Annotated in this window: 17 protein-coding genes; 4 read left to right on the top strand and 13 right to left on the bottom strand. The window is 48.9% G+C overall.

Going from position 1 to position 21,550, the window contains the following annotated elements; all coding sequences use genetic code 11:
- Nucleotides 1-8 precede the first annotated feature (8 nt).
- The 3 genes from KJS69_RS09725 to KJS69_RS09715 all read right to left on the bottom strand — a co-directional run bounded on the left by KJS69_RS09725 (nucleotide 9) and on the right by KJS69_RS09715 (nucleotide 3,636).
- Nucleotides 9-983 (bottom strand): electron transfer flavoprotein subunit alpha/FixB family protein, encoded by a 975-nt coding sequence (locus tag KJS69_RS09725; RefSeq protein ID WP_213583520.1) that lies wholly within the window; start codon nucleotides 981-983, stop codon nucleotides 9-11.
- A gap of 43 nt (nucleotides 984-1,026) precedes the next feature.
- The gene (locus tag KJS69_RS09720; RefSeq protein WP_213583519.1) at nucleotides 1,027-1,794 is read right to left on the bottom strand and encodes an electron transfer flavoprotein subunit beta/FixA family protein; all 768 of its coding nucleotides are present in this window, start codon (nucleotides 1,792-1,794) and stop codon (nucleotides 1,027-1,029) included.
- Nucleotides 1,795-1,989: 195 nt separating this feature from the next.
- Nucleotides 1,990-3,636: a PAS domain-containing sensor histidine kinase gene (locus KJS69_RS09715; RefSeq protein ID WP_213583518.1), complete on the bottom strand. Its 1,647-nt coding sequence runs from the start codon at nucleotides 3,634-3,636 to the stop codon at nucleotides 1,990-1,992.
- A gap of 562 nt (nucleotides 3,637-4,198) precedes the next feature.
- On the opposite strand from KJS69_RS09715, the gene trhO reads away from it, so the two are divergent.
- Nucleotides 4,199-5,101, top strand: coding sequence for an oxygen-dependent tRNA uridine(34) hydroxylase TrhO (trhO, locus tag KJS69_RS09710; RefSeq protein ID WP_213583517.1), 903 nt, complete (start codon nucleotides 4,199-4,201; stop codon nucleotides 5,099-5,101).
- Nucleotides 5,102-5,193: 92 nt separating this feature from the next.
- On the opposite strand, the gene KJS69_RS09705 is transcribed toward trhO, so the two are convergent.
- From KJS69_RS09705 to KJS69_RS09690, 4 genes are all read right to left on the bottom strand, one after another.
- Entirely contained in the window at nucleotides 5,194-6,066 is an 873-nt protein-coding gene (locus KJS69_RS09705) for a carbohydrate ABC transporter permease (protein ID WP_213583516.1), read from the bottom strand.
- 12 nt (nucleotides 6,067-6,078) lie between these two features.
- A complete protein-coding gene (locus KJS69_RS09700) occupies nucleotides 6,079-6,975 on the bottom strand; it encodes an ABC transporter permease (protein WP_213583515.1) in 897 nt (298 codons plus the stop codon).
- 123 nt (nucleotides 6,976-7,098) lie between these two features.
- Nucleotides 7,099-8,670, bottom strand: coding sequence for an extracellular solute-binding protein (locus KJS69_RS09695; protein WP_213583514.1), 1,572 nt, complete (start codon nucleotides 8,668-8,670; stop codon nucleotides 7,099-7,101).
- A gap of 216 nt (nucleotides 8,671-8,886) precedes the next feature.
- On the bottom strand, nucleotides 8,887-11,163 hold the full coding sequence (locus tag KJS69_RS09690; RefSeq protein WP_213583513.1) for a helix-turn-helix domain-containing protein: 2,277 nt from the start codon (nucleotides 11,161-11,163) through the stop codon (nucleotides 8,887-8,889).
- A gap of 612 nt (nucleotides 11,164-11,775) precedes the next feature.
- On the opposite strand from KJS69_RS09690, the gene KJS69_RS09685 reads away from it, so the two are divergent.
- Entirely contained in the window at nucleotides 11,776-11,955 is a 180-nt protein-coding gene (locus tag KJS69_RS09685) for a hypothetical protein (protein ID WP_213583512.1), read from the top strand.
- Nucleotides 11,956-12,059: 104 nt separating this feature from the next.
- Here KJS69_RS09685 and KJS69_RS09680 read toward each other — a convergent pair whose 3' ends face one another.
- The 5 genes from KJS69_RS09680 to KJS69_RS09660 form a co-directional block, all read right to left on the bottom strand.
- On the bottom strand, nucleotides 12,060-13,013 hold the full coding sequence (locus KJS69_RS09680) for an ROK family protein (RefSeq protein ID WP_213583511.1): 954 nt from the start codon (nucleotides 13,011-13,013) through the stop codon (nucleotides 12,060-12,062).
- Between the two features lie 52 nt (nucleotides 13,014-13,065).
- The gene (locus KJS69_RS09675; RefSeq protein WP_213583510.1) at nucleotides 13,066-13,767 is read right to left on the bottom strand and encodes an N-acetylmannosamine-6-phosphate 2-epimerase; all 702 of its coding nucleotides are present in this window, start codon (nucleotides 13,765-13,767) and stop codon (nucleotides 13,066-13,068) included.
- Nucleotides 13,768-13,909: 142 nt separating this feature from the next.
- Nucleotides 13,910-14,770, bottom strand: coding sequence for a MurR/RpiR family transcriptional regulator (locus KJS69_RS09670; protein ID WP_213583642.1), 861 nt, complete (start codon nucleotides 14,768-14,770; stop codon nucleotides 13,910-13,912).
- Between the two features lie 18 nt (nucleotides 14,771-14,788).
- Entirely contained in the window at nucleotides 14,789-17,371 is a 2,583-nt protein-coding gene (locus KJS69_RS09665) for a PAS domain S-box protein (protein WP_213583509.1), read from the bottom strand.
- Between the two features lie 323 nt (nucleotides 17,372-17,694).
- A complete protein-coding gene (locus KJS69_RS09660; protein ID WP_213583508.1) occupies nucleotides 17,695-18,651 on the bottom strand; it encodes an aldo/keto reductase family protein in 957 nt (318 codons plus the stop codon).
- 226 nt (nucleotides 18,652-18,877) lie between these two features.
- Here KJS69_RS09660 and KJS69_RS09655 point away from each other — a divergent pair, with 226 nt between their 5' ends.
- Together KJS69_RS09655 and KJS69_RS09650 are read left to right on the top strand one after the other, a co-directional pair.
- Nucleotides 18,878-19,189, top strand: a complete 312-nt coding sequence (locus tag KJS69_RS09655; protein ID WP_213583507.1) for a hypothetical protein — start codon at nucleotides 18,878-18,880, stop codon at nucleotides 19,187-19,189.
- Complete coding sequence (locus KJS69_RS09650) at nucleotides 19,179-20,030, top strand: EcsC family protein (RefSeq protein ID WP_249730446.1); 852 nt, start codon at nucleotides 19,179-19,181, stop codon at nucleotides 20,028-20,030. The genes KJS69_RS09655 and KJS69_RS09650 overlap by 11 nt, the downstream gene beginning before the upstream one ends.
- A gap of 18 nt (nucleotides 20,031-20,048) precedes the next feature.
- Here the strand turns inward: KJS69_RS09650 and KJS69_RS09645 are convergent, their stop codons facing one another.
- Nucleotides 20,049-21,458 carry an MFS transporter gene (locus KJS69_RS09645; RefSeq protein ID WP_213583506.1) on the bottom strand — a complete coding sequence of 470 codons (1,410 nt, stop codon included), beginning with the start codon at nucleotides 21,456-21,458 and terminating at the stop codon, nucleotides 20,049-20,051.
- Between the last annotated feature and the right edge of the window lie 92 nt (nucleotides 21,459-21,550).

Raw genomic sequence — 21,550 nt, 5'->3', positions numbered from 1 at the left:
TGATCACTTTACTCTGCAAGCATTTCTTTAAAGCGCTCCGTGAGAAGAGGGACGACTTCAAATAAATCGCCGACAATCCCGTAATCCGCTATTTGGAAGATGGGCGCCTCCGGGTCTTTATTAATTGCGACAATTACTTTGGAATTAGACATGCCGGCCAAATGCTGAATAGCTCCGGAAATTCCGCAAGCAATGTATAAATCAGGAGTTATGACCTTGCCGGTCTGCCCGATTTGCAGAGAATAATCACAATAGCCGGCATCACATGCGCCCCGCGAAGCTCCTACCGCCGCGCCCAGCACGTCAGCGAGCTCCCTCAACGGTTGAAAGCCTTCCGCACTCTTTACTCCACGTCCTCCGGAGACGACAATTTTGGCTTCACTCAGATCAACTCCGGTCAAGGATCGGGTGACCACCTCCTTGACGATCGTCCGCAAATCTTTGATTTCAACAGAATAAGGAATCTCCTCACATTCGCGTGAAGTCTCCATTTCCTCTGCCGGAATGTTGTTCGGCCTAAGGGTGGCAAACACTTTGCCACTGACAAATTTTCGTTTCTCGAAGGCTTTGCCGGCATAGATCGGGCGGGTAAACACGATCTCCCCGTCCTCGCATTCAACGTCCGTACAGTCGCTTATAAGTCCGCAGCCGAGCCGCGCGGCCGTACGCGGCGCCAAATCCTTGCCGATCGCAGTATGCGGCACCAGAATGACGTCAGGATCATCGTGAGCAATCAGCTCCGCCAGAGCCTGGGTATAGCCGTCCGGAGTATACCGGTTCAGACACTCATGCTCGACCAGATACACCTGATCCGAGCCGTGCAAAGCCAGGTCGGGAATCAATGGCCGTAAATCCTGTCCGAACAGAGCTGTGCGGATTCGCCCGCCTTCCGATAACCGCCTGGCCGCCGCGAGGGCTTCAAAAGTAACGTGCCGCAGCTTGCCTTCCTTAGCCTCGGCGAGCACCAAAACGGACCGTTCCATTCCATACCTCCTTCCTTAAGCAGCTATAAATTGTTTGCGATCCTTATATCACCTTGGCGTCCTTCCGCAGCAGGTCGGCCAATTGCCTCACTTGGTCGTCTATCGATCCTTGCAGAATCTGCCCGGGCGGCTTGACCGGAGGCGGCCTCCGCTCGACGAGGACGGTTCTGGCCTCCTCCTCGTCCGTTCCCTGCTCGAGCTCCTTCGCTTCGATGACGTCGATCGGCTTTTTCTTCGCCTTCATTATGCCGGGCAAGGATGGATATCTGGGCTCGTTCAATCCTTGCTGGGCGGTAACCAACAAGGGCAGAGCCGCTTCGACGATTTCAAGGTCGCCCTCTACATCCCGGTCCACGACCGCCTTGCCGTCCTCGATCTGAAGCTGTACCGCAGTCGCCACATGAGCTATTCCCAGCTCTTCCGCCAATCTTGGTCCTCCTTGTGAGGCCCCGGAATCCACGGCCATTTGTCCGCACAGGATGAGTTCATAGTCCATTGTCCGGATGACCGCCGCCAGCCTCCGGGCTATTTGCCATTCGTCCCAGCCAGCGCTGCTGTCCCGGATATGGACGCCCCGATCCGCTCCCATCGCCAATGCGGTACGCAGGGCAGACTCCACCCGGTCGGGTCCGAGACTGACCACCGTCACCTCACCGCCGAATTGCTCTTTTAATCGGACCGCTTCCTCGATGGCATATTCATCATAAGGATTGATTACAAATTTGACCCCTTTCTCCGAGATGGCTCCATCCTCCCATACGATCTTCTCTTCTGTATCGAAGGTTTGTTTAAGACAGACAATTATTTTCATAACTCCTCCTTTCTCACCTGTTTGGCGGCCTACCCGGAACCCGTCATGGAGTCCCCTTTAAATCCTATGGGCGACAGCTTGGCTGAAATTCCGCCATTTCCCGTTCTTTTCCAACAAAAAACGCCCGCTTGGCAGACAGCTGCGTTCCTGTCATGCCTAACGGACGTATTTTACTAAAGTATGTAGAGTAGATTGCTAAGCCTTGATCGGCAAAATGACATCGACTACAGTCCCTTTGTCGATCACACTGCGAATATCAACCATTCCATTATGTGCTTCGATAATTTTGTAGCTCATCATCAAGCCGAAGCCTGTTCCTTTTTCCCAAGTCAAATAGTAGGGCTCTCCCAGCTTCGCCAGCCGTTCCACAGGAATGCCGCTCCCCTGGTCCTTGAAGCGGATGGCCACCCGATCCGGCCGATTCATCCAGGCGGAAATCTCCAGTGTCCCTCCACTAGGCATGGCTTCTATTCCATTCTTGATTATATTGACAAAGGCCTGAATTAACTGGTCGGCTTCACAATGGATCGGAGGAAGGTCCGGCGCTATTTCCGTCACCAGCCTGACCTTATTGAGAACAGCCTGAGACTCCAGTTGGTCGATCGCTTCCCACAGCATAGGATACAGGTGCTTCTGGCGAAACTGTACAGATTGCGGCTTGGCCAGCAGCAAAAATTCATTAACGATAAAATTAATTTTGTCCAGCTCCGACTGCATAATATCGAGGTACATCGGGTTCTCACTCTTTTTATTCTGCATTAATTGCAGGAAACCTTTCAGAGAAGTAAGGGGATTGCGAATTTCATGGGCGACTCCGGCCGCAAGCTGCCCGGCGACCGATAATTTCTCGGATTTTCTCAGCAGCTCTTCTGTTTTTTTCCGTTCTGTGATGTCCGCTACTGTCCCGATCAGAGCAGGCGAGCCCCGATGCATAATACACGCTCCATGACCCTCCAGCTCGATTAAAGCCCCTCCGTTCTTTTTCCCGCGACATTGGTAGTGGACCGCTTCTTCCTCCCCGCAGCCGATCCAGTGAGGATGGTCATTCGGTTGAAGCAGATCCTTCCAATCGCGTCCGAGCAATTCGCTGCGGGAATACCCGAACATTTCTGCAAAACGAGGGTTGACGTAGATCAGCTTGTCTTTCTGATACATATAAACTCCAATATGAGCTTCCTCCACCAGCTTTCGGTAAAGCTTCCCGGATTCCGCTGCCCCCTCCGATAAGGATGTATTGATTTTAGAACGTTTGACATGAGGGGCTGACCGTGGCTTGTATTGCACTCTCCCTCCACGATACAGCATCAAGCTCTTGTGCCTTCTCAATTTTACTGAAGGAGTGTCAGGATGGCGTTCTTCCGTGTCCATATCCTTCCTTCCAGAAGAGCTGACACTGTCGCTGCCTGGAATAAATTGCAATAAATAATGCAGCGCTTCCCCGGCAGAAGAACGGAGTAGCGACAGATGCAATGACATTCTCATCCGATGCTGATTCGCCAGAATCACGCTCAGAGTCACCTTCAATTCTACCTTCTCACCGCTAAGTAATTTGGGCAGCTGTTTCTTCAACACGCACCATTCCTCTGGAAGGAAGTGGACTTTGATTTTCGAGGCCCTAACGTCAGATTCGCTTACTCCCAGCAAGGAGCTTAGAGCAGGATTGATCGCCAACCACCGATTAGACAGGTCCACCAGCCCCATGCCGATGGGAGAATAATAAAATAAGTGACGAAATCCTCTGCTATTGGACCACAAAGACGCTTGCTCTCCATCCCTGATCTCGGATGGGCTCTTATTCGGTTCGTATACTACCAGGCTTTTCAGACTAGTTTTCTTATTCAAAGCTATTCCTCCGAACTAATGGAATCCTTGCCATCCATAACGGAATAAGTTTATGAGGTTGTTCAAAAAGATCCCCTTTTGATCACGAAGAGTACCCAAGAAGCGAAGTCGACATCGAACCTTGCACTCACCCTCGAAAAGCTTAGGCTTACGAAGATATGTTTCCTCCGGAAACATTTCAGGTGCTCATGTAGGTCTGCCTACACTCCGCTCCTCCTTCTTCAGCTTCGCACAATCTTCTCGGTGCTGAAAAGTTGACTTTTTGAACTCTCATTTTAAGAAGGACAGCGCCAGTCTGACTGATGATGATTGAATGCTATGGATAGTAACACGTATACTTGTATACAAGTTTATCTTCTCTACTTAGTTTAGAGTTGAAAGCTGTAAGAAGCAAGACCGACTTCCAACTTTCCCCAAATATTTTCCGATTACTGCCGATTTTGGGTTCGATATTACATATTCTGTTTACTTGACTTGTCAGGAAGGTGTATAATACAATATTTGGGTTAGAATATATGCGCAAGTCAATCTGAGGAAAAGTATTATGAAGGTGGTGCAAACGATGAGTAAGGATTTAGCCTATCGCATCCTGCTATATTATAAATACGTCTCCCTTCCCGACTACGAGCAATTTGCCGCCGAACACTTGCGATACTGCAAAGAGCTGGGGGTTAAAGGAAGAATCCTTGTAGCCAAAGAAGGCATCAACGGCACCGTATCCGGCACGATTGCCCAGACGGAACAATATATGCGGGACATGCATAATAATCCTCTGTTTCACGATATGGTGTTCAAAATCGACGAGGCCGAAGGCCACGCTTTCAAAAAAATATTCGTCCGTCCCAGAGCAGAGCTGGTTACCTTCCGCCTGGACAAGCATCTGGATCCGAATGAGATTACCGGCAAACGGCTATCGCCTGCAGAATTTCACGAGAAGCTTCAACAAGAGGATGTCATCGTGCTGGACGGAAGAAATAATTATGAGTTCGATATCGGTCATTTTCGCAACGCCATCCGTCCGGACGTAGAAGCGTTTCGCGAGTTTCCTGAATGGATCCGCAAGAATATGTCCCAATACAAGGATAAACCGATTCTCACCTATTGCACGGGCGGGATTCGCTGCGAGAAGCTGACCGGATTCATGATAGAGGAAGGATTCAAGGAAGTCTACCAATTGGATGGCGGCATCGTCACCTACGGTCAGGATCCACAAGTTAAAGGCAGATTATTCGACGGCAAGTGCTACGTATTCGACGAAAGAATTTCCGTTCCGATCAATCGCACGGAAGAAGACATTATTGTCGGACGCTGCCATCATTGCGGCAAGCCTGAAGACCGTTACATTAACTGCGCCAATGATTTATGTCACTCCCAGCACATTTGCTGTGAAGAATGTGAAGAAATCCATAACTCGTTCTGTTCCGTTCAATGCGAGGAACAAGAAATGATCCGCTGCGAAGCATAAGAGCATTCGCTTTATGACAGCGCGTTTTGAGCGAAAGATGGGGAAAAAGGCACCTGATCTTATGGGTATGGGTGCCTTTTTTCTATGGCTCTCTATTCTTTTAGCGACCCTAGAAGGGCTCCCTTGACAAAATATTTTTGCAAAAACGGATAGACCATCAGAATTGGAATCGTAGTAAACAAGATGACACCCGCTTTCATCATTTCCGGTGTGGCTTCCATCGCCACCTCTGTAGATATCGTTGTCGTTCCCGATGTATCCTGCTCCAGAATCAAACTGCGAAGCACGAGCTGCAACGGGTATAATTTTTTGTCACGTATATAGATCAACGCACCGAAGTAAGCGTTCCACAATCCGACCACATGGAAGAGTGACAACGTCGCGATGACCGGCTTGGACAAAGGAAGCGCAATTCTGGCGTAAATTCCGTACTCACTGCAGCCGTCAATTTTGGCCGCGTCGAAGAGCTCCGAAGAAATCCCCTGCAAGAAGGTTTTCATAATAATAACAGAATAGGCACCCAATGCTCCGGGGACGATCAAAGCCCACAGGGTGTTCTCCATCCCTAACGATTTGATTACCAAGTAATTGGGAATCAGAGGCGAAGTGAATACGAAGGTGACGAGAATCGCCCTTAGCACCAGTCTGCGTCCGGGCATGATGGGACGGGACAGAGAATAAGAGATACTGGTGGTCAGGATTAAGAAGACCAGGATTCCCATAATACACATGTATACACTGACACCGAGCGCGCGCCACAATGTATCCATGCCAAATATTTGTTCATATACCGTAAGATTAAAGCCTTTGGGCCACAAGTAAACCAGCTTGGCATTGGCATATACCGGCGAACTTAAAGAGATCGCGGCTAGATGGATTAGCGGGGCAATCATCGTTAAGCAGGCCAAGATCAGGAACAGGCCGTTAACCCATTGAAAGACCCGGTCGGATTTATATGTCGGCATGGCGATCCCCCTTTAGTAAATACTTTCTCCTGTCGTTCTCCTGCTCAACTGATTCAGAAACATAACGAGGCTAAGCCCGATAATGGATTGGAACAAGCCAATAGCGGTCGAGAAGCTGAATTGCGCACTCAACAGACCGACCCGGTAGACGTAAGTATCGATCACTTCCCCCACTTCCCGGTTAAGCGGATTTAGAAAAATAAGCACTTGCTCGACGTTAGCTTCCAGGACGTTCCCGACCCTGAGCAGGAACAGAATAATAATCGCCGGCATGATGGAAGGGATAGTAATAGACCACATCTGCCGCCATCTTCCCGCACCGTCCACCATGGCCGCTTCATAGAGATGCGGATTGATTCCGGATAAAGCAGCCAAATAAATGATCGTTCCCCATCCGACCTCCTTCCAGATGGAAATCGTAATAATCAGAGGTCTGAAATAATCCGGTTGTCCCAGAAAATCAATGGGGCCTGCTCCGAACATGCCAATCACCCGGTTGACGATTCCTTGCAGATCCAACAAATTGATGAAAATCCCCCCAACGATAACCCAAGACAGAAAATGCGGTAAATACAACAGCGTTTGAATGGGACGTTTAAACCACATTTTTCTTACCTCGTTTAACAGCAAGGCGAGCAGCAGCGGAGCCGGAAAACCGAATAGAATCGCGTAAAAACTGAGCAATATAGTATTGCGTAAAATATTAAAAAACTCTTCATAAGTAAACATGGTCACAAAATGCTTCAAACCGACAAATTCACTTCCAAAAATGCCCTTAAACAGATTAAAGTCTTGAAAAGCTATCCAATTCCCTGCCAAAGGGATGTATTTAAAAATAAGAAAATGAAGAATACCCGGCAGTGCGATGATGAGGAGAGCGATTTTATCGCCCGTCATTTTTTTGAACATTAAGCCGTCTCCTTTATGTTCTCGTTGTATGGAGAAGCGGCCAGTTCGGCTAGCGAATGGGCCGCACGATGAATCAGTCCGAACAATTAACACCGCCTTGAGGATCCGTTTATTTGCTCGACATCATTTGTTGTGAAAGCTTTTGTACCAATCGGTTGCCTCTTGGATCGCCGCATCGCCTCCGCGCCTTTTCCACTCGCTGACGAAATTATCGAACGATGCATCGAGGTCTTCCTTCCCGGTTATGACCTTTGCGAACATATCCAGGAACAGCGTTCCGGAGTTGGTGCCGACCGCGAGCTCGGGATGGGTCTTCAACGATTCCAGGACAGGCATATGCAGGCCGTCATTCGGAACGTTGCCGTTCTTGGCGATCTCCACCCCTTTTTTCAAAAACTCGGCATCCGGGTGAGCATCAATTACCGTCGGCAGCATACGTCCGTCACCGCGCGGGTTAATCGACAGCTGATAGAAAATGCTGGCATCGTTATCCGAGTTGGCTGGAGCCTTCGGATCCCACTTGAATCCCCCGTTCTCCTCGGTATAGTTTACGTCTTTAATGCCCAGGGAGAAGAAGGTTTCGGCTTCGTCGGACCAGGTCCAATCGAGAAACTTGATGATCTCCTCGGGATTTTTCACTTTGGAAGGAATCACCCAGACAAAATAAATCTGGTCGCTTTGGGCCGTAATGCCTCCGCCTGAGGGACCCTGTGGAGGATTGATGACACTCAGCTTGACGTTAGGCTGATTGACAAAATTTCCAAGCTGCCAATTAGACATGTAGTTGATGATATCATGCATCCATAGCCCGGCTTTGCCTTGTTTAATCCCAGCTTCCCAATCCGCGCTCTTGTTGGTGAACAGATTAGGATTGATGTAGCCCTTATCGTACAGGTCCTTCCAAAACTTCAGCGCTTCCTTCATCTCCGGTAGAATCATGCCCGGTACTAATTGATCATCGCGGTAATACCATTGATTGGGAGAAGCTCCGAACTCCCTGAAGAATACGTCTGAAAATTGCAGGTTTTCTCTTACATAGAAGCCGTATTCATCATTGGGATCACCATTCCCGTTCAAGTCATTGTTTTTGACAGCTTCAAAAAATTCCAAAAACTCATCCAGCGTCTCGGGCTGCTTCATTCCTAGCTGATCCAGCCAGTCCTGGCGGATGTACATCACTCGAGAAGCGGGCAAGGCGGATAAGGCGGGAATTCCGTAGATTTTCCCATCACTGCTTACTCGGGTGCTTTCCCAGGCTTCTTGTGGTATTTTCTTCTTAATATTAGGGCCGTATTGATCGATGAGCGGCCCCAGCTCGTGAAAGACGCCCTGCTGCAGTGCCCCGGGATGCATCGTCGAATCGATCGAATCCGTCCGGATCAGATCGGGCAAGTCTCCCGAAGCAAAGCGAACAGTCAACTGCTGAATGTAATCGTTGCCATGTCCAAGAAATTCGAATTTCAGGTTATAGCCTGACTGCTTGGACAATTCCTTTACATAATCATCGTTGTCCTTGAGCTGCATCGCATATTTGGCGTTGGAGTGGGACAATAGAATATGGATGTCTTTATTCTCTGCTTGCCCGCCCGCGGCCCCTCCATTCTCCGTCTTGCCGGCGCATGCGCTCATTATCGTACTTGAAGCTACGACCATACTCAGCGACATGGCCAGCCACTTGCTTTTGGATCGCCCCATATTGTAACCCCTTTCATTTTGTAAAATGTTTTCGTCTGACCGTCTCCATCTGTTCAAGTCTTTGCCGTGTCGTTAATTTACCGCGAGTCGCTTTAGTTTGACAATAATCACTTTTTACAAAGGGCTGAAAAGGATGATAAAACGCCGCAAATAATGATAAAAGCCCGAAATGTCTGGATTTCGGGCTATTGGGAGCCGGTCCGTTAGTACTGAAGGTCAACCAACGGATCGGGCCTGCTTGCGGAACTCCCCTGGAGGCACACCGATAATTTGCTTAAAGGTCCGCGAAAAATTTTGCACATTCGTATACCTCAACCGGTCTGCGATCTCTTTGATGGACATATCGCTGTACTCCAACCATTCACTCGCTTTCTTCATTCGATACCCGATCAAATACTCGCTGAAATTACAGCCTGTCTCCTCCTTAAAGATGCGGCTCAATTGAGAGGAGGACAGCTGGAACGTGTCGGCTGCCTGCTGCAGAGACAAATCGCTGTCGAATGATTCATGAATGAACAGCAGAACCTGCTGCACAATTTTTTTCTGCTTCGATACGGTCTGACTTTCCATTAACTGAACGATGGAAGGAAATACATGGCTGTCAAGCCACTCCTCCACCTCAGCAAGAGTCGTTAAACCATAGAGTGAATTGTACAACTGATCGTTGAAAATCTCCTGCAAATCGTCCCTTATCTCATGAAGGACATAATACAGCTCTCCCAGCAAGTAGGAAAACAAGCCCAGCACCGTTTCCGACGTCTGCGCATATTGCGGAATCGCTTCAACTAATTGGCGCAGCTCGCGTTTGGCTCCTTCCAGATCGCTCTGCACAACCGCATGAACGATCTGCTTCTGGAGATGAAAGATATGACGGCTGGACGTCCGGAGAGAAGGCTCGATTTGATTGTCGGAAATCGTTACATTGTTGCCGAGCAGCAAGCGATAGTTCAATAGAGACAAAGCTTCCTGATAGCTTCTCGTAATGCTGGAATAATCTTTGCGGGAACGGCTTATGGTAACACTGACCGAGAACGGGAAGTAAAGAGTGACGTTATGGCGCACTTGATCGGCCCGCTCGCGGATGATCGCATCCTTGTCCTCGCCGGCCTTATCCGTCCCAATGACGATAACGACCTGTCCCTGGGACGGAGTGAACGCAATGCAGGGCAGCCTGTCATGGAAGGTCTCTTCGGTTACTTTTTTGAGCGCGTATTGGATCAACGAAAGCTCCTTGTCCCGATACATGCTGATCCACTCTTTATATTCATCTACAGCGGCGATACATACGTAAAACAGAGGTCCCTTCAAGGGAAGGTCCAATGGCTCGACCTTGGCCCGCATCTCGGCCTCGCTCATGTCTCCCCATAATAGCTGCTGGAACACCCCCGCCTTCAAATCGGGAATTTGCCTCTTCAGCTTGTCCTGCAATTCCCCATTCGTTCTTACCATATGCAGCATGAAGGAATCGAGAGCCTGGAGCTCGTCCTTATGCTCCGTCTCCCATTTTTCCTCATTCGATATTTTATCCATCAGCTTCCCGATCGGACGGTACAGCTTGCGGGAGCCGACCAGCGCTACGAGAATCGATAGCAGTACCATAACGCCCATCGTTATCCAGGTCATTCTCCGGATCGAATCGGCTTTTCGGGTCAATTCCGCTTTCTTGATCAACGAGATATAGGTCCAGTTATTCAGGTTCGATTTCTGGGAGGATACTTGATAGGTCTCCCCTTCCAGAACAAACTCCGCACCATCGGAAGGCTGCTTCCACCATTCGTACAATCCGGCGGACCGCGTTACCGTTGTCCCGATTTCCTCTTCATTCTGGCTAATAATAATTTTGCCAGCGGGATCGATGATGTAGAGGCTGCGATTGTCGCCCAGATTCAAATTTTCCACAAAGCGAAGCAACTCCCTTATACTTACATGCAGGATGACAACCCCATCGGTATAGTAGGTATGCAGAGGAGTCGGTCGGAACAGCAGCAAATCATCCTGATTGGGATAAGTACGCGGGGTGACGATAAATGACGAATTATATTGGGGCCGCTCATTCGTAATCATTTGGTTATAAAACTCAAAAGCAGTCCCTTCTGAATCCGTATAAACGTTATGATAGCGCTTACTTATAACGGATACATCGAAGTGAATCGGCGAGAAGCTCTTCTGCTTGCGAATCGTTTCGATCATTTCCAGCATTTGATTAAGATTATCGACCGTCGTTCCTTCGGTAACTGTTTTTTCTAACAAAAGATTGGAAGCCAGGCTGATCGAAGAAATATTCAGATTAATAATAAAATCATTAAGTTGATTTTGAATTTGCTTTAACACAATCTGTTGATTGTGGTCCACTTCCTCCTGAATCGTTGCAGAAACTAGATAGGAGGAGGTCAAGCCGATCAGAAATACCGGTAGAATGCTAATGAGCAGGGAATAAACGACCAGCTTTCTCTTGAACGAAATCGCAGCTAAAAAAGCAAACATTTTCTTCATAACTACACCCCGGTTATTAGGTAGAGGTTGTTTACTGACGGATAATCTTCCACTTCTATTAGTCTATTCGATCTCTTCTTGTTATTCAACGATAGAAGCATTAAAAGATTTATCGGCATATCGGGTGGAAAATAAAGAAATTTTGACAAAATAAATAAGGCTCAAAACCATAATCAGTCCTTGACTTTAACAGGCCATCCTTGACAGATTTATCTTATTAGAATTTCACTTGATAGATTGGCCCTCCAGATGGTCCGATTAAATGTAATTGATGTAGTTAATTCTCGCTAAATCTCGCTAGATCTTCGGACTAAATGTAAAACCTACCGTTAGAAATGGGGTTAAAGAGGGATTGGATAGATTGGGACCGAATTAGCTGTATGATTTCCAGTTAGATTGCCAAAAAATTGTCTGATCTGGCTTATTTAGCTGTATAAAATCCAGTCTGTTTGGTGGCGGAAAGAAAATCAAGCACTGATTTTTAGGTTGAACCATAAATAATTCTCTAGTCCTACTTCCCTACATATGGACAAGGAAATCGGCCCCTTTGGCATAGATTTCGGATCTCTAGACATAATAACCATAACTTGACTAGGTATGAGATTGATGGATATGGTAACTAATACCGATGTGTTTCGTTTCGCGGAAGTGGTTTATCGTGATCATTTATCGGCCTGGGAGCAATTACGGGGAGGCGAGCGGCTCATTATCGAACCTGATAGTTTGAGAAGCATCAAGGTGAAGGTGAAGGTGAAGATCACATCAAGCGGGAAATATAAATTAAGATCGTAAAGTGAGAAAACCGCTGTCAGAGTACTTGAAATTTGATATGCGTCCCAGCGGCATGGTATGTCTATTAACGTAAAAAGGCCGCATAAGCGGCCTGTATGTTATGTTTAAGCTATCTCGTAATGCCATACCTGGGCGGCGGCTCCGATGACTCCGGCCCCCGTCCCGATTTCGGCAGGCAGCACGGTTGTTGCCTTCCACATCGAAGGCGCCGTCCTGAGCTCGGTTTCCTTCCTCAGAGCGTCAAAGAAAGCCGGGCCGGCTTCGGACACTCCGCCGCCAATAATAATGGCTTGCGGATTCAAAGTATAAATAACGCTGCTAATATGAGTGCTTAAAGCGCGAATAACGACATCCATCACTTGAGACGCATGGACATCCCCGGCATTCCAGGCGGCGATGACTTCCCGGGAATCGGCTCTCCACCCGGTCTGCCATCCATTAGCTGCGGCCATCTCTGCAGCCACTCTGGCGATCCCCGTACCGGAGGCGTATAATTCGATGCAGCCATAATTACCGCAACTGCAGCGGGGTCCGTTGAAATCTACGGAAATATGGCCGAGTTCTCCGGCCCCGCCATAGGCTCCGCGGACTAACTTGCCTGCTTCCACGACGGCGCCGCCTAATCCGGTCCCCAGAGCTATACAGACGAAGCTGTTATAGGGCCGTGCAGCTCCGAAGTTTTTCTCCGCTATCGCAATGACATTCACGTCATTATCGACATATACCGGGAGCTGAAATCGTTCGAAGACCTTGTCACGGATCGGCGTTCCGGTCCAGCCTGGCAGCGTATCGACAGCGAAAGCGACCGTGCCGCTGGAGAAATCGATCTGTCCGGCGCTGCCTATCCCGATTCCGACCACGTCCTGCTCTCTTCCCTTCTCCTTCAACTGCCCAAGAGTATCGGTAATGCCGTTCATTATTTTGTCCAGTACAGCGGCAGCGCCCTGTTTGGCTTCGGTCGGCACAATCGACTGCACCACCGTATGACCGGAGCGATCCATAGCGGCAAAATGGATTTTGGTTCCGCCGAGATCGACGCCTATGGCCAAATCATTCATTGTGCTTCCTCCGTTTCTCCCCCATCGGATCCCAGACCCGATCCCATCATTATCACTTGGCTTCCGTGACTAATCCGATCGAACGGACAAACCGCTTGGTAATTTCTGTCGGTCTTGTAATGGCCGTTCCAATAATGACGGCATAGGCTCCTTGGCGGAAGCATTCCTGACATTGCTCCACTGTCCAGATTCGTCCTTCGGCCAACACCGGAGTCCGCTTCAGCCCGGCCAGCTTGCCGACCAGCTCGATATCGGGCTCCTCCTGCTGCAAGCTGTACGGTGTATAGCCGGAGAGCGTAGTCGATACCAGATCGACGCCAAGCTCCATAGCTTGAACCCCTTCCTCGTAGGTGGAGACATCAGCCAAAATAAGCGTCTGCGGATAATGTTCACGGATTTGGGAAATCAATCCAGCCAGTGTTTCCCCATTCGGACGGGGCTGCTTCGTGGCATCCATCGCTACAATCTCTGCCCCGGCTTCAATAATTTCGGACACTTCTTTAAAGGTGGGGGTAATATAGACAGCGGAGTCCGGATAATCCTGCTTGTATAATCCGATAACCGGCAAAGAGCAGACCTCTTTGATCGCCTTGATATCTTCGGGAGTATTCGCGCGAATCCCGACCGCTCCTCCCCGTTCGGCCGCCTGGGCCATCGCGGCCATTATGTTCGAGCCGTATAATGACTCGCCTTCCAGAGCCTGACATGACACAATACATCCATTATAAAAGGATGAGATGATAGAGTTCCCCATTATGTTCTTCACTTTCCTTTTCGGTCATTTACTATACTAGTATAACGTTCATTCCGAAATAAGGAAAGATTTTTTCTCCGCAAACTTATAAAAAAGGGGAATTTTACTCCATATAATTAGGATCTCAATAGCATTTAACCGGTCAATATAATTTATCGGACACCGCTTTCGCTGTTTTTTCCAAAGCGGCATACGTTTTATCCTTCTGACGGAGCGCAATGACCGTGGATAAAATGTCCAACAGATGAATTTGCGACAGCTTGGAGGAGAAGGCGCCGCCTTGAAGAGGAGTTTCTCTCGACGTGCCTAACAAAACCGCATCCGCCTGCTGAGTCACAGGCGATTTGGCATGATTGGTAATACAGAAAATGAACGCCCCGCTAGCCTTGGCGATAGTGACGGCATCCACGACATCCTTCGTGCTCCCGCTGGTGGAGATGACGCCGACGACATCATTCTTGCCTGCAAGGGACGCATTCATCGCCATCATATGAGAATCCATAATGGCGTCGACTTGAAAGCCCAGACGCATAAACCGGTATTTGGCATCCATCGCTGTCACTCCGGAGGAGCCGACCCCGTAGAAAAAGATGCTGTCAGCGGCAATCATAGCATCCACAATCTTGACCAAATGCTGCTCGTTCAGCAAGGACAGCGCATTGTTCAGCGCTTGTGTGTTCTGGGACGTTATTTTTTTGGCGACGGTTTCCGTATTATCGTTCTCTTCGATCTCTCCATGAATTTGCTCAGCCGGCGTAGCGAGGTCCTGAACGATGGACAGCTTGAACTCCTGATACCCCTTAAAGCCAAGCTTACGACAGAGCCTAATGACAGAGGTTTCGCCCACATCGGCTTTTTCCGCGAGATCGGTAATCGTGAAGAAAACGGCAGCCTCCGGATCTTTAAGAACGGTATCCGCCACCTTCTTTTCCGATTTGGTCAGCGAGGAATAGATGCTGTTGATCATGAGCAATGAATTGTTTAATTCCGACATCTTGTTCATTTTCATATATTCAATCCTTTATTCCTGACATGAATTCGGATCGGGAGGAAAGAATGCGGGCAGAGTAATGTCCACAGTCGTCCCCTGATTCAGCTTGCTTTTAATTTTAATCGTTCCCCGATGCATTTCTATAATTTTATAGCAAACCATCAATCCGAGACCAGTGCCTTTTTCCTTGGTTGTATAGAAAGGCTCTCCTAATTGCGGCAGCCGGTCAGGGGCAATCCCTGATCCTTGATCTATTATACGCACTTGCAGCTTGCCCTTCAAATCACCCTTCACCTTGATCCGGATTTTTCCACCGGTCGGCATCGATTCGATGGCATTCTTCAGTATATTGATGAACACTTGCTTCAATTGGTTTTCATCACAATGAATATGGGGGAGATTCTTCTCGGCTTTCATCTGAATCTGAACGTTATTCATGATCGCCTGCGTATCCAGAAGCGGAATAACATCCCACAGAATGCGGTTGACGTCCTTAGGCCGAAAATTAATAACCTGCGGCTTCGCTATAACCATAAATTCGCTGACTATGTAGTTGATTCGGTCCAGCTCGGACAGCATAATGTCCAAGTATTGCTCCTGCCCCTGCTTCTTCGCTTTGAGCAGCTGGACAAAGCCTTTAAGAGAGGTTAACGGATTGCGGATTTCATGAGCGACCCCTGCAGCCAACTGCCCGACCACAGACAGCTTGTCCGATTTACGAAGCAGCTCCTCTGTTTTTATTCGCTCCGTAATGTCCATTACGGTACCAATAATGGCAGGTTTCTCCTTGTATGTCGTCATCGTTCCGTGCAATTCGACATCGACCGCCCGGCCATCCTTGTGTAAGGCCCGGAAAAAAAAGTGAACGCTCTTGCCTTTCCGCTGGCGGATCTTCTTTGTTAATTTGCCAATATCATCGGGATAAATATAATTATGAACGCTTTTATTAAACATATCTTCCCGGGTATATCCGAGCATTTCCGCACAACGAGGGTTAACATAAGTAATTTCCCAGTCCTGGATCAAATATACTCCAACTAATGCTTCTTCCACAAGGCTCCGGTACTTCTCCTCAGCCTCTTGAAGTGCGGCTTCCGTCTTCTTGCGTGTCGTAATATCCCGGGAGACGACAACGACTCCATCGACCTGACGGGATTCTCCCATAACCGGAATTCCACTGGCCTCTAAGTATATATTCTGCTTTCTTGAAGTCGTATAGCGGTATTCGAAGCGGGCCGCCTGCTGGGTATCGACCATCTTGTCGAAGGTCTCTCTTATTCGTTTGCGATCATGAGCGTGAACCCATTGTTCAATTCGGACCTTCTGCTTCAAATCCGGTTCTTCACCCAATATGTATTTGAAAGATGGCGACGCATAGGTTATTCTTCCTTCCCGATCGTAGATGGCTATCAGATCGGACATGTTTTCAGCGATCAATCTGTACTTGGCTTCGCTCTCCCGTAAAGATTTCTCCATCCGGATCCGTTCGCTGACATCTCTGGACATGGCCGCGAAAGCAACAATATTCCCGTTGCCATCCTCGATGGGAGACAACGTAACGCTTGTTTGTACCCTGGCGCCATCCTTTCTAATAAACTCCATCTCTATTCCGTTTAGCGAACCATGCCGGACGACATGATCACATGCCCGTTCTATCTCCTGCCATTTATCAGGGGGAAGCAGCGGGACTTGCTGACCCAGTACTTGCTCCGCAGTCCAGCCGTACATTTTCTCGAATGCTGGATTGACCTTCAGAACTTTAGCGGCACGGTCAAAAATCATGATAGCGTCGGATGTATTTGTAAACAGCGATTCCAGCTGCACTTTCGTATGCCTCAGCTCTTGCTCGGCTTTTTTCCGATGCGTAATATTTTTACCGATATAATAAATCCCGGATATTACACCATTCACAATAATCGGCACAAATTTAACACCTATATCGATGGCCGTGCCGTCCTTTTGGTAAAAGACCATTTCACAATTAGCGGGCTTTCCCTGAATAGTCTGCTCCAGACATAATTTCGTATGGGCCACATCCGCCGGGTCAATCATTTGAAGCAAATGTGTCCCTATTAACTCCTTTGCCGTAAAGCCGCTCATTGCCTCCATTGCCGGATTAGCCGTTCGAATCACTCCCTGAAGATCAAGGGAGGAAATAGCGGCCGGATTATGTTCTACCAATGATTCATAGTGCTGTTGTTCCACCTTCTTGCCTCCGGCCCCCGTCTCCATTCCCCCCTCCTGCACATCTTCTTCCAGCATGACAAGCCGTGAAGGCTTCCCTTTATAATTAAAAGGGAGGTTGACCGCTTTCATTTCCATCAGCTGCCCGTGTCTCCAGATCCGTTCCACTGTAGCCCCGTCCGTTCCTGCCGATTCAGCCTTACTGCCAGAAGGAAAAACTAGCGAATGGAGCGGCTGGCCCATCATGACCTCTCCAGTCAAGCCCAACAGCTCAGTCATGGCTGGATTAACATACAGAATTTGATGATCAGCATGAACAAATACAGGCTTGCGGGATGAACCTAGCAGGTTAAGCATATCTTCCTCTCTCCACTCGTAAACCCGCTTCGATAGCCGAAAGCGCTTTCCCACACGAACGTTTCCAGTCATCTTTCTTCCTCTTGAATGAAGCCTTATCATTTGTCCTCACCCTAGTCCGATTTTTATTTTTCAAGAAAATCGTTCCCGTTTATATCTTGGAAACTTTTTCATGACAAACATAGTATTAAACTTAAATCGGTTACCTGAAACATATACGGTTTCTCCAGCTTCTTATCAAGCCATTATTCCACCCCCACTCTTATTCTACAAACCAAAATTAGCTTTATCATGGAAGGCGTTCCTTACAATGGTCTCTATATTGGGGAGGAGAGTGGAATATAGCTGGACAGGAGAAAAATTACTTGGGAGAATAGGACCCGGAGCAGTTTCTGTCAACTATTTAATATCTTTTCCACCCGATCCAATGCTTCCGGTGTCAGCGTCACCCCGGAGGCAGCCAAGTTTTCCTCTATTTGACTGGCCTGACTGGCGCCTATCAACGCACTGGAGACATTAGGCTGCCGCAAGATCCAGGCGATCGCCAATTGAGACAAGGTCAGCTCCAATTCTGCAGCTACGTCGCGAAGCTGGGCGACTTTGGCAAGATTCTCTTCCAACATATACTGGCGGATCGACTTCCCGCCGGCCGAATGAGTGGCCCGGCTTCCCGCAGGCGCGTCTTCCGTATCCTTGTACTTGCCTGCTAACACCCCTTGAGCCAACGGCGAATAGACCACCTGGCCAATGCCAAATCTAGTGCATGCGGGGATAAGCTCATGTTCAATCTCTCTTCGGAACATATTATACGGAGGCTGACTGGCCACTATCCGGTTCAGCAGCTTCTGATCAGCCAGATGAACCGCTTCCGTAATCTGCGCCGCGGTCCAGTTGCTCACTCCAAGATATAGCACTTTTCCCTGGGATATAAGATCGTCCATCGCCCTTAACGTTTCGTCCATCGGTGTCGTCGGATCGAAATGATGACAATAATATAAGTCAATATAATCCTTGTTCAGCCGTTTCAAGCTCGCATGGCACTGCTCCATAATATGTTTTCTGGACAGCCCTCTGTCATTGGGACCATCCCCCATGCCCCCCCACACTTTGGTAGCGAGGACATAGGATTCCCGTGGGTATGAACTCAGGGCTTGGCCAACAACCTTCTCTGCTTCTCCGCGCATATAAGTATTGGCGGTATCAAAGAAATTAACACCCAACTCATAAGCCTTGTCAATCGTTTCACGAGCTTTGCCCGAATCCACGTACCCCCCTTCTCCGTACGTTAACCAACTGCCCAGACTGATTTCGCTAACCCTTAATCCGGATGACCCCAGTTGACGATAGTTCATTTTTCTTCTGCTCCTCTCATTCTATGGTTACAGTTTCAATGGTTATTAATATTATACTTTAAAGAAAGAGGGAATTGGGGGAAAATGGATAAAATGTTTGGGAGAAATATGCGGTTCCCTGATTTCCTAATGCAATTTTAATTTTACCGGATTGTGAAATTCCGTTACAATGAAGGAGAGGCCGCGCCATACGGCCTAATGAATTGCATAAAAGGGGGAGAACGGGATGGGTCCGATACTCGATAAAGCGTTTAAAGAAATGCTGGGCCATTGGAATCAAATGAGCGCAAGCGCGCCGGAGCAGGCCGAAGCGGATGCAGAGCGGTTCCAACACAGTTTTTATGAGCTGATCGATTTAATCCGGGACTGGATTGAAGGAATGAAGCGCAGACCGCGAACATTGGATGAAGCATTGAAGCTGCCGGAAATCGCCAGGATGATCGAATCACTTCCCGCACCTCTTTATTTGAACATGGAAACTGAGCTGGAATTAATTGTCGAGGGGCAATCCCGGGTGGAGGACGCCTTTGATAATTGAACAATCGTTGGCAAACGCAAGGAATCTATTCAAGCAGGCGGTTGGAATTACACAGTCCGATCTGCAGATGGCCATGCAACTAAAATCAGGAGCGAATAATACGATGGATTATGAAAAAAGAGTCATGATGGAGCTTCACTTGTGGGAAAGAAATTTGAGCAAAAAACAGGGGATGCTTGAATCGGCCTCGAAAGCGGTGAGCAATAAAATCAACGACATTCTCCCGGAGAAGTTCCATACCGCGCTAACCGCGGCAGTCAAAGGGATCGTGCAAGCCTCGCTAGCGGGGGCAAGATTTACCCCCAAACGGCCGGTTGCTTACGGGTGGCCGCTTGAGGAGCGCGACCGTGTAGCGGGACAGGTCACGAATACTTATAAGAAAGTAGCCGCCGCGGAAGGGGCCGGAACCGGAGCCGGTGGATTGCTGCTTGGAGCTGTCGATTTTCCGGCGCTGATCGCGATTAAGATGAAATTTTTATTCGAAATGGCCCATATTTATGGCTTTGACACATCCGACCTAAGAGAAAGGCTATATATTTTGTCCATTTTTCAGCTGGCTTTCTCCAGCAGAGAGCACCGGCTTACTGTGTTCGAGCGGATGAAGAAGTGGGACGAACCGCATTCCGCTGCTTTATCCCAGCTCCCCTCCCATCCCGATGAAATTGACTGGCTCAAGCTTCAGCGGGAATACCGCGACTCTCTCGATCTCCGTAAATTGCTCCAATTGCTCCCGGGGGTTGGAGCCGTTGTAGGCGCTTGGGCCAACTATGGTCTGCTTGAGGAGCTCCATGCGGCTGCCCAAAACAGTTACCGAATGCGGATTCTGCAGCCCAAAAAATAGGCGCCTGGTTACACAAGCTTAGATCGATTTGTTCACTTTAGCCGAACCTTCGGCAAGCGCGGACTGCGGCTTCTGTCGGGGACGCAGCAGACAAATAAGCACGGTCGCCAAGCAAATGAAGAAGCCTACTCCGAACAACCCCTTAATCTTTGCAGTATGCTCCACCGAGGCAACCGCAGTGGCTCCCATTCCTCCTGCCAGCAGAACCGCCATGCCAATTCCGACGATCATTCCGAAATAGCGGATTAACGCCAGCATGCTCCCTATGAGACTGATTTTGTCTGAGGGCGCCTCAGACATGATTTCAGCGTTGTTGATAGCGTGAAACAGCCCCGTGCCTACGCCGAACAACGACAGGTGAAGGGCGATTCCCCACGGATGGATTCCGCTGCCCATGGCCACAAACAGCATGGAGATTCCGCAGATCGCAGCCCCCGCAATCGTCGGAAAGTAGGCCCCGTATTTATCTCTGTACCATCCGGAGACCGGGGAGGTGATTCCGAGAAAAATCGGCTGCAGTGCGAGCATCAGCCCTACGGTGCGCGTCGGATATTCCAGCACCTGCTGCATATAGAACGTTATCGGAATGATGGTTGACATTTGGGCAACATTCAACAGCAGCGAGGTGGAATTTCCTACAGCCATCGCCCGGTTGGTATACAGCACTTTGTCGATTACCCCATGAGGAATTCTTCGCTCATAGATGAAAAGCAGCACAAGCAGCAGCCCCCCGGCACCATACAAGGCAAGGATCGTTCCGTTAAATCCCTCGGTCTCTCCCCGCACCGCCCCCAGCAGCAGCAGCGCGGTGCTGACCGCAAGCATCGTTGATCCGATGGCATCGAGCGGCTGAACCCCTCTCTTCTCATCGCGAGGAAACCATTGGATCCCGCAAATCAAGGCGATCAGACCAAGAGGAACGTTAATGACAAACAGAAATGACCAATCCGCAATCTCCATTAATAACCCGCCGACGGCTGGTCCGGACAAGGTTCCGACCGAGATGACGACGGCATTCATCGCCAGTGCTTTGCCGATTTCATGGTTGGGGAACAATTTACGAACCATGGCCTGGCTGTTGGACATAATCATCGAGGCTCCGACCCCTTGGATGATTCTGGCTATAATAATCGCCGTTAAAGTAGTAGAGAGAGCGGCAATTAACGAGCCTCCAGCGAACACCAGGAAGCCGTAGCTGTAGATTTTGCTGCGATCCATCCGATCCGACCATTTGCCCAAAATAGGCAGAAAAGCAACCATGGTCAGCAGGTAAGAGGTGACGACCCACTGAACCTGCGCAAGAGTGACCGAAAATTGAGCGGCCATCGTCGGCAGGACGACATTGACGATCCCTACATCCAAGGTGGACATAAACGTTCCCATGTTGACGATTTGGAGAATTTTCCAACGATTTTTAATCAAATCCATATGACGGCACCTTCTTTGTCCTGGAATCCTGGCAGCAGAGCGGAATTTCTCCAGAAAAGAAAGGCTCCCAAACGGACGGCCCACCCGTTCAA

Source organism: Paenibacillus sp. J2TS4, from assembly GCF_018403245.1.
In the GTDB taxonomy this organism is placed as follows: Bacteria; Bacillota; Bacilli; order Paenibacillales; family NBRC-103111; genus Paenibacillus_L.
This window is presented reverse-complemented; position numbering and strand designations above follow the sequence as displayed.

Coding starts and splice junctions, on each gene's coding strand:
- KJS69_RS09725 (WP_213583520.1), bottom strand. CDS start 983: ATGGAACGGTCCGTTTTGGTGCTCGCCGAGGCTAAGGAAGGCAAGCTG.
- KJS69_RS09720 (WP_213583519.1), bottom strand. CDS start 1,794: ATGAAAATAATTGTCTGTCTTAAACAAACCTTCGATACAGAAGAGAAG.
- trhO (WP_213583517.1), top strand. CDS start 4,199: ATGAGTAAGGATTTAGCCTATCGCATCCTGCTATATTATAAATACGTC.
- KJS69_RS09705 (WP_213583516.1), bottom strand. CDS start 6,066: ATGCCGACATATAAATCCGACCGGGTCTTTCAATGGGTTAACGGCCTG.
- KJS69_RS09700 (WP_213583515.1), bottom strand. CDS start 6,975: ATGTTCAAAAAAATGACGGGCGATAAAATCGCTCTCCTCATCATCGCA.
- KJS69_RS09695 (WP_213583514.1), bottom strand. CDS start 8,670: ATGGGGCGATCCAAAAGCAAGTGGCTGGCCATGTCGCTGAGTATGGTC.
- KJS69_RS09690 (WP_213583513.1), bottom strand. CDS start 11,163: ATGAAGAAAATGTTTGCTTTTTTAGCTGCGATTTCGTTCAAGAGAAAG.
- KJS69_RS09685 (WP_213583512.1), top strand. CDS start 11,776: ATGGTAACTAATACCGATGTGTTTCGTTTCGCGGAAGTGGTTTATCGT.
- KJS69_RS09680 (WP_213583511.1), bottom strand. CDS start 13,013: ATGAATGATTTGGCCATAGGCGTCGATCTCGGCGGAACCAAAATCCAT.
- KJS69_RS09675 (WP_213583510.1), bottom strand. CDS start 13,767: ATGGGGAACTCTATCATCTCATCCTTTTATAATGGATGTATTGTGTCA.
- KJS69_RS09670 (WP_213583642.1), bottom strand. CDS start 14,770: ATGAACAAGATGTCGGAATTAAACAATTCATTGCTCATGATCAACAGC.
- KJS69_RS09665 (WP_213583509.1), bottom strand. CDS start 17,371: ATGACTGGAAACGTTCGTGTGGGAAAGCGCTTTCGGCTATCGAAGCGG.
- KJS69_RS09660 (WP_213583508.1), bottom strand. CDS start 18,651: ATGAACTATCGTCAACTGGGGTCATCCGGATTAAGGGTTAGCGAAATC.
- KJS69_RS09655 (WP_213583507.1), top strand. CDS start 18,878: ATGGGTCCGATACTCGATAAAGCGTTTAAAGAAATGCTGGGCCATTGG.
- KJS69_RS09645 (WP_213583506.1), bottom strand. CDS start 21,458: ATGGATTTGATTAAAAATCGTTGGAAAATTCTCCAAATCGTCAACATG.